This is a genomic window from Lutispora sp. (assembly GCF_041687175.1).
Classification (GTDB): Bacteria; Bacillota; Clostridia; order Lutisporales; family Lutisporaceae; genus Lutispora.
The window spans coordinates 49163-62912 of sequence record NZ_JAWLCK010000006.1; the positions used below are offsets into that span (position 1 = coordinate 49163).

The 13750-nt window shown below is 35.5% G+C and carries 12 protein-coding genes, 1 pseudogene and 3 riboswitches; of the genes and pseudogenes, 8 read left to right on the forward strand and 5 right to left on the reverse strand.

Going from position 1 to position 13750, the window contains the following annotated elements; genetic code table 11:
* Positions 1-92 precede the first annotated feature (92 nt).
* The 8 genes from ACESM9_RS02265 to gyrA all read left to right on the forward strand — a co-directional run bounded on the left by ACESM9_RS02265 (position 93) and on the right by gyrA (position 9125).
* Positions 93-509: a HutP family protein gene (locus ACESM9_RS02265; RefSeq protein ID WP_372994865.1), complete on the forward strand. Its 417-nt coding sequence runs from the start codon at positions 93-95 to the stop codon at positions 507-509.
* Between the two features lie 219 nt (positions 510-728).
* Positions 729-1763 (forward strand): ABC transporter substrate-binding protein, encoded by a 1035-nt coding sequence (locus ACESM9_RS02270; protein WP_372994867.1) that lies wholly within the window; start codon positions 729-731, stop codon positions 1761-1763.
* Entirely contained in the window at positions 1760-2647 is an 888-nt protein-coding gene (locus ACESM9_RS02275; RefSeq protein ID WP_372994869.1) for an ABC transporter permease, read from the forward strand. Before ACESM9_RS02270 ends, ACESM9_RS02275 begins: the two co-directional genes overlap by 4 nt.
* Complete coding sequence (locus ACESM9_RS02280) at positions 2622-3416, forward strand: ABC transporter ATP-binding protein (RefSeq protein ID WP_372994894.1); 795 nt, start codon at positions 2622-2624, stop codon at positions 3414-3416. Before ACESM9_RS02275 ends, ACESM9_RS02280 begins: the two co-directional genes overlap by 26 nt.
* A gap of 65 nt (positions 3417-3481) precedes the next feature.
* A riboswitch (SAM riboswitch) is annotated at positions 3482-3588 on the forward strand.
* Between the two features lie 60 nt (positions 3589-3648).
* Positions 3649-3755: riboswitch (SAM riboswitch) on the forward strand.
* Between the two features lie 73 nt (positions 3756-3828).
* Positions 3829-4851 (forward strand): methionine ABC transporter ATP-binding protein, encoded by a 1023-nt coding sequence (locus tag ACESM9_RS02285; RefSeq protein WP_372994872.1) that lies wholly within the window; start codon positions 3829-3831, stop codon positions 4849-4851.
* The gene (locus ACESM9_RS02290; RefSeq protein ID WP_372994874.1) at positions 4835-5503 is read left to right on the forward strand and encodes a methionine ABC transporter permease; all 669 of its coding nucleotides are present in this window, start codon (positions 4835-4837) and stop codon (positions 5501-5503) included. The genes ACESM9_RS02285 and ACESM9_RS02290 overlap by 17 nt, the downstream gene beginning before the upstream one ends.
* A 120-nt stretch (positions 5504-5623) precedes the next feature.
* Positions 5624-6460: a MetQ/NlpA family ABC transporter substrate-binding protein gene (locus ACESM9_RS02295; RefSeq protein ID WP_372994876.1), complete on the forward strand. Its 837-nt coding sequence runs from the start codon at positions 5624-5626 to the stop codon at positions 6458-6460.
* Between the two features lie 232 nt (positions 6461-6692).
* Positions 6693-9125 (forward strand): DNA gyrase subunit A, encoded by a 2433-nt coding sequence (gyrA, locus tag ACESM9_RS02300; RefSeq protein ID WP_372994878.1) that lies wholly within the window; start codon positions 6693-6695, stop codon positions 9123-9125.
* Positions 9126-9163: 38 nt separating this feature from the next.
* On the opposite strand, the gene ACESM9_RS02305 is transcribed toward gyrA, so the two are convergent.
* The 5 genes and pseudogenes from ACESM9_RS02305 to ACESM9_RS02325 form a co-directional block, all read right to left on the reverse strand.
* Positions 9164-9922 (reverse strand): ABC transporter ATP-binding protein, encoded by a 759-nt coding sequence (locus ACESM9_RS02305; protein WP_372994880.1) that lies wholly within the window; start codon positions 9920-9922, stop codon positions 9164-9166.
* A 5-nt stretch (positions 9923-9927) separates the two neighbouring features.
* A pseudogene (locus tag ACESM9_RS02310) lies at positions 9928-10941 on the reverse strand (FecCD family ABC transporter permease).
* Positions 10934-11836, reverse strand: a complete 903-nt coding sequence (locus tag ACESM9_RS02315) for an ABC transporter substrate-binding protein (protein WP_372994882.1) — start codon at positions 11834-11836, stop codon at positions 10934-10936. Before ACESM9_RS02315 ends, ACESM9_RS02310 begins: the two are co-directional and overlap by 8 nt.
* A 50-nt stretch (positions 11837-11886) precedes the next feature.
* Positions 11887-12423: an ATP--cob(I)alamin adenosyltransferase gene (locus ACESM9_RS02320; RefSeq protein ID WP_372994884.1), complete on the reverse strand. Its 537-nt coding sequence runs from the start codon at positions 12421-12423 to the stop codon at positions 11887-11889.
* Positions 12424-12585: 162 nt separating this feature from the next.
* Positions 12586-12755, reverse strand: a riboswitch (cobalamin riboswitch).
* A 37-nt stretch (positions 12756-12792) separates the two neighbouring features.
* A complete protein-coding gene (locus ACESM9_RS02325; protein WP_372994886.1) occupies positions 12793-13281 on the reverse strand; it encodes a hypothetical protein in 489 nt (162 codons plus the stop codon).
* Positions 13282-13750 lie beyond the last annotated feature (469 nt).

Consider the following 13750-nt stretch of genomic DNA (forward strand, 5'->3'; position numbering starts at 1 on the left):
GTGCCTTTCAGAAACCTTTTTTTCTTTATTTTCCAAGCAAAATATTATAAACTAAGATATAAATATATTTGAAAGCAAATGGAGGTAATATCATGCCATATGATAGTTCTGATGTTGCTAAGGCTGCTATAAATCTGGCCATATCTTCAAGGACTTCAGAGGAAACCATAATAAAGGAACTTAGAACCAGGAATATAATCGGTGCTGCAGTGGATATAGGCGGAGATTTTAACTCTTCGATTCCCAAAATAATTGAAAGGGCTGTTGTAGCTGCAAAAAGAAGCGGAATCATAAAGGAATGTCATGTACATGAAGGTGCTGTTGCAGGTGCAACGAGAGAAGCGCTTGTGCAAATTAGTATGAAAGCAAGCGGTTATAGTATAGGTGGAAAAATTGGCATAGCCAGATCAGGCGAACACCTAAGCATATGCATATTTATGAGTTTAGGATTGCTGTACTTAAACGATGTGGTTATCGGGTTAGCTCATAGAGCCGTACCAGAACTTTAGAAAATTTTATAAAGATAAGGTATTGACAACTGTAAAGAATTCTTATAAAATCATATTCATATTTATTTATATTAAGAGATCATGTACAATATGGTTACTTGTTAGTTTGTAGTTTAGTAGAATGGTAGTTTACAGTATATTTTGTCAAAAGACTGATCTATCAGGGTCAGTTTTTTTATACAATACAATATTTCAAACATAAAAATGGAGGATGGTAGTATGGTAGTAAAACAAAAATCTTCAGTTCTTTTTGTGGTTCTTTTATTAATCATTTCATTGTTATCCGGCTGCAGCAATAATGCAGCAACGGTAAATAATCAAGATTCAGAATCCACAATTAAATCAAACAAACCCATAGAAATAGGAATAACCCAAATAGTTGAACATCCGGCTTTGGATTCAGCAAGACAAGGCTTTATTGATGCATTGGCTTCAAAAGGCTATAGAGATGGTGAAAACCTTAAAATAGATTTCCAAAATGCCCAGGGTGATATTCCTACAGCTCAGACTATTGCACAAAATTTCGCAAGCAGCAAGAAAGACATGATATTTGCTGTTGCCACACCTTCAGCTCAGGCAGCATTCAATGCTACAAAGGATATACCAATACTCATAACGGCTGTAACTGATCCAGAGGACGCAGGTTTAGTTAAATCAATGGAAAAACCAGAAACAAATGTAACGGGTACAAGCGATGCAGCACCTATGGAAAGACAGATGGAACTATTAAAGAATTTAATACCCCATGCAAAGAAAGTAGGAATTTTATATAATACCAGCGAAAGAAATTCGGAAATACAAGTAGAGATGGCAAAGGAGCTTTCCGATTCCTTTGATATTGAGATAATAGCCAGTGGCGTTACAAGCACCAATGAAGTACCTCAGGCTCTTGATTCTTTAATGAATAAGATTGATGTGCTTTATGTTCCTACAGACAATCTTATAGCTTCGGCTATAGCAATAATATCTGAAAAATGTATAGAAAATAACATACCTATAATTGGCTCTGAAAAAGGCCATGTAGAAGGGGGAGCCCTTGCAACAGAAGGAATAGATTACTACAAATTGGGTTTCCAAACAGGAATTATGGCTGTTGAAGTATTGGAGGGAGCCAGCACAAAAGATATGCCTATAGAGACTTTGAAAGATACAACCCTTACCATAAACATGGATACAGCAGAAAAGCTTAATATAGAAATATCAAAAGAAATGTTGGAGAGGGCTGAAATAGTAAAAGGCGGTGAAGTACAGTGATTGGAGGAGTATTAGAGCAAGGCTTCATATTTTCTATAATGGCCCTTGGAGTCTATATAACATATAAGATATTGAATTTTCCTGATATGTCTGTGGATGGCACCTTTCCATTAGGTGCCTCCGTAACTGCAATGCTGCTTATAAAAGGAGCAGACCCAGTATTTGCATGTATTATTTCAATTATTGCAGGAATGGCAGCAGGTTTAGTAACCGGTATACTCCATGTAAAGTTCAAAATAACAAATCTGTTATCAGGGATATTGGTAATGCTAGGTTTATATTCAATTAATCTAAGAATAATGGGTAAATCAAACACACCCTTTTTTACTGAAAAGACAATCTTTTCGGCGAATGCTCCATCAATAGTGGTTATAATCTCCTTGGCTTTGGTTGTTAAAGTATTGTTGGATATTATGTTCAGGACAAAATTCGGGTTCATATTAAAAGCCACAGGGGATAATCCCAATATGGTTACTACATTAGGCGTGGATATCGGTATGATTAAAATTATAGGAATAATGATTGCAAACGGTATAGTAGCTCTGTCCGGTTCTGTAATGGCTCAATATCAGCGCTTTTCTGATGTGGGCATGGGAACAGGTGTAATGGTTATGGGTTTGGCATCAATAATAATGGGAGAATCTGTATTGAAAGCGCTTCCAATCAGGTTTAGTACCTCCTGTGCACTGTTAGGCTCTTTATTCTACAAAGGAAGTATAGCAGCCGCTCTCAGGGCAGGTTTGCCGGCTACAGACCTGAGGCTTATCACATCTGTTATAGTTATAGCTGCTCTTGTAATATATAACGGAGGATTGAAAATGAAATTGAAGGGGAGTTTTAACTTAGGGGGTGTGAAAACTGTTACGAATTCAAAATCTGTATAAAACATTTAATAAGGATACAGTAAATGAAAATAAGCTGTTCCAAGGATTATCCCTCAATGTAAAAAAAGGAGATTTTATTACTGTAATAGGGAGCAATGGGGCTGGAAAATCAACACTTTTGAATATTATATCAGGAACCATACCCTGTGATGAAGGTTCCATATTCCTTAATGAAAAGGATATATCAAATATTCCTGAGCATAAAATAAGCAAGTTAGTGGGAAGGGTATTTCAGGACCCTAAAATGGCAACTTCTCCTTCAATGACTGTATTGGAAAATATGTCTATGGCATTGAATAAAAATAAATTATTTGGTTTTTCCTGGGGCATAGAAAGGAAAAAAATTAATGAAATAAAGAATTCACTTTCAAAGTTATCATTAGGCTTAGAAAATAAATTAGAAGTAAAGGTGGGACTTTTATCAGGAGGTCAAAGGCAGGCTATGGCCCTCCTTATGGCTACAATCTCAAATCCCTGTCTTTTATTATTGGATGAGCATATGGCAGCCTTAGATCCCAATACTTCTGAAATAATAGCCCAACTTACAGATAAAATTGTAACTGACAGCAAAATAACTACTTTAATGGTTACCCATAATCTTAAACAGGCTATAAGCATGGGAAACAGATTGATAATGATGCATAGAGGAAGGATTATTTTAGACATCGAGGGAGAAGAAAAGAAATCTTTGACACCAGAAAGGCTCATGGTACTATTTAGTGATAAAGAAAAGTCAGATATGTTGAGTGACCGGTTGATGTTGGCGTAAATAGGATAAAAAAGTAATTGACAAAACTGTGGTATGATGCTATACTACTTTTCAAATGAATATTTATTCTATCCAGAGAGGTGGAGGGACTGGCCCAATGAAACCCGACAACCGGCATTCTCATTCGAATGCAGCGGTGTCAATTCCAGCAGCATAAGCTGAAAGATAGAAAGGAAATTATTCTCTTCTGTTTTTCAGGAGAGTTTTTGTTTTTTAGAAATAGAATATCATGCTCTTATCCAGAGAGGTGGAGGGACTGGCCCAATGAAACCCGACAACCGGCATTCTCATTCGAATGCAGCGGTGTCAATTCCAGCAGCATAAGCTGAAAGATAAGAGAGGCGTTATCCCTCTTTTATCGTTGAGGGATTTTTTATTTTTAAAAAAAGCAGCAGCAAGAGGGGGCGTTAGAATGATCAGCATAGAAGGTTTATATAAAACATTTTTAGATACTGAAGGCGGTATAGAAGCATTAAAGGATATTAACCTTAAAATTGAAAAGGGAGATATTTTTGGCATAATAGGTCTGAGCGGAGCTGGAAAATCAACCCTTATCAGATGTATAAACAGACTGGAAGAACCTACAAAGGGGAGTATTATCATTGATGGTAAGGATGTAGTTAATCTAGACAAGAACCAACTTAGGGATATGAGAAGGAACATAGGCATGATATTTCAGCATTTTAATCTATTGAGCAGGAAAAATTGTAAGGAAAACATAGCTTTCCCATTAAAAATTATGAAATACGATAAAGAGCAAATTGAGAAAAGAGTTGATGAACTTCTGGACATTGTAGAGCTAAAGGATAAAAAATTGGCTTATCCAAGTCAATTAAGCGGTGGGCAAAAGCAAAGAGTAGCCATAGCAAGAGCATTGGCTACCAAGCCAAAAATACTCCTCTGTGATGAAGCTACATCTGCTCTTGATCCAAATACCACAGCTTCAATACTTAAGTTATTAAAAAACATAAATAAAACCTTAGGAATTACAATTGTCCTAATAACCCATCAGATGGAGGTCATCAAGGAAATATGCAATAAAGTTGCTGTAATATCTAATGGAAGCATAGTAGAACAGGGTAACACCTACAATGTATTTTCTAAGCCTTCTCATGAAATAACGAAGAGCTTTCTAAAAGATGTAACACTAAACATAGATAAAGATTCTTTAGATGATCCTGAAAATACTAAATTAGTGAGAATTACATTCTTCGATCACAAGGCAAAGGAGCCTTTGATATACAAGATTATCAAAAATTTTGATGTGGAAGCAAATATATTGTCTGGAAAGATGAGCAGCATACAGGGAAGGACCTATGGAAATCTGGTTGTTGGACTGAGAGGATCCAATGGAAATGTAAAGGATGCCATAGATTATTTGAAAGATGAAGGATTAGTAGTGGAGGGATTGAAACATAATGGAAGCTCTAATTGAATCAATAAAAAAAGTTGTACTCTTAATGCCGGTACCTTTATTTGAAACCTTCTATATGGTATTTGCATCCACATTGTTTTCTGTAATATTTGGAATGCCTTTAGGCATCATCACAGCAATATCTGAGAAGGGTAATATTTGGGAGAAGAAGAATTTAAACAGAATTCTAAATAGCGTAATAAATATAACAAGATCTTTTCCCTTCATAATACTGATGATTGCCGTATTTCCTCTGACAAAGCTGATAGTAGGAAAAAGAATAGGTACCACAGCGGCTATAGTGCCGTTGACTATAGCCGCAATACCTTTCGTTGCCAGGCTTGTTGAAACTGCAATAAAGGAGATAAACCCGGGCATCATAGAAGCTGCTCTATCTATGGGAGCTGATGTAAAACAGATTGTGTTCAGGGTTATGATACCTGAAGCTTTACCTTCCATAGCCTCGGGAATAATACTGACTATAATAAACCTTATTGGCTATTCTGCCATGGCGGGAGCTATCGGAGGCGGAGGATTGGGAAATCTGGCAATAAGATATGGTTATCAGGGATTTCAGGAAGATGTAATGATAGGGACAGTAATCGTTCTGATTTTAATGGTTCAAATAATTCAGGATATAGGAACAAGGATATACAGAAAACTTCTAAAATAGATTTAATAATAATATCAACTCAAAAATAATTATCGATAATTAAAATATACTTAATTCTAATTCAACCTGGCCAGTTGAATAAGAAAATCAAAACAATGAAAAATGAAAGGATGTTAAAAATTGAAAAAGATATTATCACTAGTTATAGCAATAGCTTTATTTAGTACATTATTAATCGGCTGTTCAACAGAACAACCAGCACCTGCACCAGGAACTGCAACAGGAGAAGAAAAAGGAGAAAAAGTCTTGAAAGTGGGGGCAACGCCTGTACCTCATGCAGAGATACTTGAAGTTGTTAAGCCTTTACTGGAAGAAAAGGGTATAAAACTTGAAGTGGTTGTATTTGATGATTATGTTCAGCCAAACACTGCATTGGCAGATAAAGAAATAGATGCAAACTTCTTTCAGCATCAGCCTTATTTAGATAATTTCAATGCAGAAAGAGATTTGAATCTTGTGTCTTTAGCTAAAGTGCATGTAGAGCCATTGGGACTTTATTCTAAGACTATAAAAAATATAGATGAATTAAAAGATGGCAGTACTATAGCAATCCCTAACGATGCCACAAACAATGCAAGAGCTTTGCTGCTCCTCCAGGCTAATGGAGTTATCAAACTAAAGGACGGAGGAACTATTACATCCACAGAGCTAGATGTGGTGGAAAATCCCCAAAATATTAAATTTGAAGCCATTGAAGCGGCACAATTACCCAGAGTCTTGGAAGATGTGGATGCAGCAGTAATAAATACAAACTTTGCTATACCTGCTGGCCTGAACCCTCTTAAAGATGCTCTTATAATAGAAGATGGAAACTCTCCTTATGCCAACATACTGGTTATTAGACAAGGAGAGGAAAGCAGAGAAGATTTGAAAGAGTTGGCAAATGTGTTGAACAGCAATGAAGTAAAAGAATTCATCGAAGAAAAATATGAAGGTGCTATAATTCCTGCATTTTAATCAATAAAGGACAAAATTTCAAATTTGAAGTATAATATATAGGTGGCCAATAATAATATAGATGGCTGCCTATATTGTTGTCTGAACCAATTTTAATACAAAATATAAGGGTAATAATATTTAAAATACTCGATAATAATCTTGATTGGACAAAAATCTTTCATAGAATTATAATTATAGTATTATGGTCAAAAATCAATTAATTGTAATATAACTGAAGGAGGTGTATATTTTGGAAAATACAGAGGGAAATGTATTACAGATTAATATAGAAGATGAGATGAAGAATTCCTTTATTGATTATGCCATGAGCGTTATTGTACAAAGAGCTCTTCCAGATGTGAGAGATGGTCTTAAGCCTGTACACAGGAGAATACTGTATGCCATGCACTCTATGGGTTTTACTCCTGATAAGCCTCACAGAAAATCAGCAACTACTGTCGGTGAAGTTTTAGGTAAATATCATCCCCATGGTGATGCTGCTGTATATGATACCATGGTAAGAATGGCACAAGATTTTTCATATAGATATACTCTTATTGATGGCCACGGAAACTTTGGTTCCATAGATGGAGATAGCGCTGCGGCAATGCGTTATACAGAAGCCAGGATGTCCAAAATATCTATGGAGTTGCTGAGGGATATCAATAAAGAAACTGTTGATTTTGTTCCAAACTATGATGAAAGCTTAAAGGAACCTTCTGTGCTCCCTTCTAAATTTCCAAATTTATTGGTCAATGGAAGCAACGGAATTGCAGTAGGTATGGCAACATCTATCCCGCCTCATAATCTAGGCGAGGTAATAGATGGGGTTATTGCTACTATAGATAATCCAGAAATAGAATTGGACCAGTTAATGAAACACATAAAAGGTCCTGACTTCCCAACAGGCGCTTTGATAATGGGTAGAGATGGAATCAAAAAGGCCTATGCTACCGGAAGAGGAAGGGTAATAATAAGGGCTAAAGCCGAAATCGAAAGCATGTCTGGCAATAGGCAAAGAATAGTTGTCACTGAGATTCCCTACCAAGTGAATAAAGCCAATCTGATTGAGAAGATTGCGGATCTTGTAAAGGATAAAAAAATCGAAGGCATTTCTGATTTGCGAGATGAATCTGATAGAGAAGGTATGAGAATTGTAATTGAGCTGAAAAGAGATGCCAATGCCAATATAGTATTGAACCTATTATATAAGCATACCCAGTTGCAAAGTTCCTTCAGCATAATAATGCTGGCTTTGGATAATGGTCAACCTAAGGTTATGAACCTGAGGGATATGATACAAAAATATATAGACCACCAAAGACAAATAATAATCAGACGAACCCAGTATGATTTAAGGAAAGCAGAAGAAAGAGCTCATATATTAGAAGGTTTAAGAATTGCCTTGGATCATATAGATGAAATTATTAACATTCTCAGAAGCTCAAAAACAGTACCCGAGGCAAAAGAGAGAATGATGGAAAGATTCGGCTTATCTGATGCTCAAGCAACTGCTATAGCAGAGATGAGATTAAAGAGTCTTACAGGTTTGGAAAGAAGTAAAATTGAAGAAGAATATCTTGGTTTGATAAAGGACATTGAATACTATAAGTCCATATTAGCCAGTGAACTCATGGTTTCCAATATAATAAAACAGGAACTTCTGGATATAAAGAAGACATATGGAGATAAAAGAAGAAGCAAAATAACTCACTCTGTTGAGGAAGTAAATGAGGAAGATCTCATAGAAGAGGAAGAGGTTGCAGTTACTCTAACCCATTTTGGCTATATAAAGAGGCTTCCTGCAGACACCTATAAGAGCCAAAGGAGGGGAGGCAAAGGCATCACTGCTCTTCAGACGAGAGAAGATGATTTTGTCGAACATTTGTTTATCACCTCAACACATAATTACTTGCTATTCTTTACAAACAAGGGTAGAATGTTTAGACTCAAGGCCTATGAAATTCCTGAGGCAGGAAGACAGGCGAAAGGCACTGCGTTGGTAAATCTGCTTCAACTGGATAGGAATGAAGCGGTCAATGCTGTAATACCTATAAAAGGGTTTGAAGATGAAGGATATCTAATTTTCATGACTAAAAACGGGACAATAAAGAAAACAGAATTGAAGCAGTATGCATCTCAGAGGGTGACTGGTCTTAATGCAATAACTCTAAGGGACGAAGATGAGCTTATTTCTGTTAAGCTAACAAGAGGCACTACAGAGCTTATTGCTATTACAAGACATGGTTTGGCCATAAGATTCCCAGAAACAGATGTGAGGGATATGGGTCGTACAGCTATGGGTGTCAGAGGTGTTACATTAAATCCTGATGATAGCGTTATAGCTTTAGATATAGTAGAAGAAGATGCAGAACTTTTGGTAATAAGCGAAAAAGGCTTTGGTAAAAGAACTCCATTATCCGAATACCGATTACAGAGCCGTGGAGGTAAAGGAATCAAAACTTCAAACATAACAGCAAAAACCGGCTACTTGGTTGGAGCAAAGGTTGTAAAGGATGACTGCGAGGTTATGCTAATCAGTGCCGAAGGAGTTATCATAAGAATGCATGTTAAAGATATATCGGTAATGGGCAGAAGTACTCAGGGTGTGACATTAATGAAGCTTGCAGAAAACGACAGTGTAGTTGCTTTAGCCAAAATAGTTCCCGATGAAGAATGTTGATAAAAATAGCTTTCGCTGTTGCAGCGAAAGCTATTTTTTCATGCTTCCCATTTTATTAAAACCTTTGTCATCCATTTTTTTATGTCAATTCTATAAACTTCTTCAAGTGCATCATTTATCAGAATATCTTTGGTGGAACCGTAAGAATGCATTTTTCCATTGCTTAACAAAATAACCTTATCCGCATATTCCTGAACAAGATTTAAGTCATGAAGCACCGTAATAGTAGCCCTTTTTTTTTGCTTTTTCCATTCATTGATATATTCAAGCAGTTCTATCTGATATCTTAAGTCAAGATGGTTAGTAGGTTCATCCAGCAAAATTACCTTAGGATCCTGAGCAAAAATTTTAGCCAGAAAGACTCGTTGAAGCTGGCCTCCTGAAAGCTGATTTATCTTAGCATTTCTTATACTTAACAGGCCTACTTTTTCCATAGAGTCGTAGATTATATCTTTGTCAAGAGGTGACAATCGTGGAAGCACACTATCCATGTGACAATACCTGCCTAAAGATACTGTTTCATATACCGTATATGGAAAGTATATAGAATTAATCTGCGTCATCAAAGCAATATTCCTGGCTAAGGTTTTTCTATTCATTTTTTTGATTTCTGTATTATCAATTCTGATGCTGCCTTTATAAGGTATAATATGTGCCAGTGCTTTAAGCAGAGTGGATTTTCCACAGCCATTGGGGCCTATTATGGATAAATTGCAGCCTGGTTCCAAGTCAAATGAAATATCTTTTATAATATCCTGGTTGTTATAACCACAAAATATATGGTTTACATTAAACATGTAAATCACCTGCTTTTTTTAAAATAGATGTATGCAAAAAAGGGAGCACCAATTAGAGATGTAACAGCTCCTACAGGAAGTTCCGAGGGTGATACTATGGTTCTTGCTATTATATCTGAAAAAATCATCAGCGCCCCTCCAAACACAGCCGATATCGGCAGCACATAAATATGTTTTGAGCCAAAAAACTTTCTGGCAACATGAGGGGCTATGAGGTCCACAAAGCCTATGGTTCCACTTAATGCTACCGAGCTTCCGGTAAGAATAGATGAAAAAATTAAGAGTTTTTTCTTTACCTTTTCTGTTTCTACTCCATTGGATTTAGCCTCATCTTCACCAAAAGAAAGCAGATCCATTTCATTTGTATATTTCATAACCCCTGTAATACCAATAACAAAGAATATTGATGCAGCTTTTACATAGTTCCAACCTCTCAGAGAAAAGGATCCCATTTACCATAGGACTATACTTTCTATATTTTCCCTATATAAAGCAGTCAGTATGGTAAGGGCGGCATTGACAAACAATGAAAAAACCATTCCAACCAAAATTATTGTATTGCTGGACAACCCTTCATCTACTTTCCTTGAAAAAGCTATGACTGTAAAAACAGTTATAAGCCCGGATATGAAACCTATCAGAGGCAAGGTCAGGTTACCAAGGAAGGGGATACTTATTCCAAATACTATTATGAGACCTGCGCTAAGGGATGCTCCTGAAGAAACCCCCAAGGTATAGGGGGAAGCAAGAGGGTTTTTCAATATGGATTGAATAACCGTTCCACTAGCGGATAAAGCTGCCCCCACCAAAAATGCCAGGAAAACTCTTGGGAGTCTTAAAGTCCATATAATAGATACAGTGTTTGGCTTAAGTCCCTGCTTCAAAGGAAAGTCAAATAATTTATGAAGGATAATATCTATAATATCTTTGGCTGTTATGTTTACAGTTCCTATTAAAACGGCGGATAGCATAATAATAATTGTTGCTGATATGATAAGGAGTACTTTTGTTTTATTCATATATATCGGGGTAAACAGCATGGGCAATTTCTTTCAATGCTTTTATTATATTCTGTGTAGGTCTTGAAGAAGAATTAGCATCTATATAGAAAACCTGGTCTGATGCCACTGCAGTTATACTATCCCATCCATCACGATTCTTCAATTCTTCAATAGGATTTTCTATGTAATTGACATTGGTAAGAATAACTTCAGGGTTTGCTTCCAGCACTGCTTCACTACTGATGGCAATTCCTTTTCCTTTATCTGCAAATACATTATCAACTCCTGCTATTTCTAAAATTTCCTGCAAGAAAGAGCCTTTGCCGAAGGTAAACAAATTGGGAGCAGGTGAAATTTCAAAATATACTTTTTTTCTTTTTGTGATCCCTTCTCCTATTTTTCTATACTTATCAATTTCATCTTTCATATTTTCTATTATTTTATCAGCTTTATCTTTTGTACCAGTAACTTCTCCAATAAAGCTTATATCATCATATATGCCCTGGATGCTGTCGCTGATTGGAATATAAACAACGGATGTGCCCGATTCCTTTAATAAAGAAAAAGGATCTCTTCCGCCTAATTTATTTATTTCAGAAGCTATAATAATATCAGGATTAAGATTAACTATTGTTTCTGCATCCGGATTCATCATGTCAAAAAATGTAACGTCAGGATTTATACCTTCAACATCCTTTGAATATTTATCTGCACCTACGATTTTATCACCCAGACCTAAAGCTGCCAGTATTTCTGTATTTGAAGGTGCTGTTGAAACAATCCTATTTATCTTTTCGGGCAGTATTATATCATTGCCCTCTCTATCTTTGACTGTTGGTTGAGATGAATTACATGCAGTTACAGCAAACATTAGTATTATCGATAAAAGTATTAGTATATTTCTATTCTTCATATACTTACCTCCATAACGCTTCATTAATTAGGTTTATAACGATAACAAGATTACTTAAATTTATAATTTCTGCTTACAAAATCGATTTCTTCTACATTTTCCTGAGCATTAAGTTTAATAGCCAGCAAAAAGAAATAGTCAGATAAAAGGTTTACGAAATCATAGAGAAGAGGATCCACTTTATTTCCCTTTGCTTCGTATCTGTGCATTAATCTTGTCAGTTTCAGACATTTGTTTCGCAGTACATGTGAAAGTGATGCTGAAACTGTTCCCTGAGGCAATACAAATCGCAAGTAATTATGATTGGTTTCTTCATGATATTTGATACTGATTTCATGAAGCCAATTCAGTTCATCTCTGGTTACAGCAGTTTTAACGCGCAAAGAACTGTTCATGTGGTAAACAAGTGTTTCTACTTTTGTCAATTCATCTTTTAGCTCTCTGTCGGTTATATGAGCTTTTAACAGACCGATATGACATGCAATTTCATCAGTGCAAAATTCATAATCGGTTTTCAGATCCTCTGGATCATCATACATAAATGAATAAGCGCAAAAAATAGTTCCTTCTTTCATTTTTCCTTTCATTTTTTATCACCCTTTTTTATTTAATTATTTGAGGGATTTTAAGAGAATTAAAAAGCGCACCACAAGGGTGCGCCTGATGAATTGCAGTAATAGGCATACATGACAAATGAGATACATGTGAAATGCATAACCTTCAGCCTTTATATCCCACCCTCAGAGGATACTGGCCAACCAGACTTAGGCAGGTCTCCCGGCTCCACTTCCTCCTACTCTCTTACCTTCCCGCTTGCGCAGTGGCATAATCAGATTTCGTCAGTGTTACGGTTACTGGGGTAGCTCGGTCTATCCGATTCCCTATTAAGTATTAAAACACCTAAGTCCTTATTAAATTGTAATTCAATTATATTTTTATAGTATTGCTTTGTCAACTTACTTTAGATTTGTTTTTAAAACATCTTCTAAATTTTCTCCAGATATGGTCAAACCATTTTCAGTATTTTTTACTTTGAAAAAGTCCACTAATAATATATTGTCATGTTTTTCAACATTTCCGCTTATACCAGGTATGATTATTATTTCCACATCCTCCTTGGCTTCTTCTGCAAGTTTGTCTAAATTCAATTTTTTTATAGCATCAATTGTAGGTTGAACATCATCTATATATTCTAATGTCATAAGATTATTAGAATAAAATTTTCTTTCTACTTTGTTGCCAGAGAAAGGTTCCTTGTTATTAAGAGCACTTAAAACTCTTCTAAGAGATTCATTGTTAAAATCCACGTTATATATGTATGAGAATTCTCTCATAGAGCAGAGGTCATTTAAAAAGCTCTCATTAACTTTTTCTTTTGATTTAATTGAACTCCAAAAAAATAACATTACTTCCAGACCGTTTAGATTTGTTTTGATACTTGCCATGTTAATCCTCCCATTTCTTGTTGAGTTTATATGTAATAATAACTGATGCTTCAGTATTATTATAACACTTTCTATATATTTATCATTTATAATATAATTTTTTATCTATTAAAAAAGAAAAACAAATAAAAATGAATAATTGATTAATAATAAAAGAAGGATTCTATTCTATAGTTCAGAGAAACTTTGCTTTTTATTAGGAATTGCTTGGAGGCATTAATGACGGATAATTAACGCTAAGGTAATTTACACTTTCTTTTGTAATATAAAAATCATGTTGACATAATATAAATAACATGATAATATTGACGTCCTGTTGCAAAACAGGACGTAAAAACAAGCAACAAATACCAGGTTGACATAACACACAAAACATGATAAGATAAAGTTCCTGCTTCGGTAGGACACACATCACAGCGATGAAACAAAAATGTCGAAAAGCATAAACAGCATATTGACAACATGTTTT

What these genes read in the sequence shown, in the direction of transcription:
- ACESM9_RS02315 (WP_372994882.1), bottom strand. Translation starts at nt 11,836, where the DNA reads ATGAAGAATAGAAATATACTAATACTTTTATCGATAATACTAATGTTT.
- ACESM9_RS02285 (WP_372994872.1), top strand. Translation starts at nt 3,829, where the DNA reads ATGATCAGCATAGAAGGTTTATATAAAACATTTTTAGATACTGAAGGC.
- ACESM9_RS02320 (WP_372994884.1), bottom strand. Translation starts at nt 12,423, where the DNA reads ATGAAAGGAAAAATGAAAGAAGGAACTATTTTTTGCGCTTATTCATTT.
- ACESM9_RS02305 (WP_372994880.1), bottom strand. Translation starts at nt 9,922, where the DNA reads ATGTTTAATGTAAACCATATATTTTGTGGTTATAACAACCAGGATATT.
- ACESM9_RS02270 (WP_372994867.1), top strand. Translation starts at nt 729, where the DNA reads ATGGTAGTAAAACAAAAATCTTCAGTTCTTTTTGTGGTTCTTTTATTA.
- ACESM9_RS02265 (WP_372994865.1), top strand. Translation starts at nt 93, where the DNA reads ATGCCATATGATAGTTCTGATGTTGCTAAGGCTGCTATAAATCTGGCC.
- ACESM9_RS02290 (WP_372994874.1), top strand. Translation starts at nt 4,835, where the DNA reads ATGGAAGCTCTAATTGAATCAATAAAAAAAGTTGTACTCTTAATGCCG.
- ACESM9_RS02325 (WP_372994886.1), bottom strand. Translation starts at nt 13,281, where the DNA reads ATGGCAAGTATCAAAACAAATCTAAACGGTCTGGAAGTAATGTTATTT.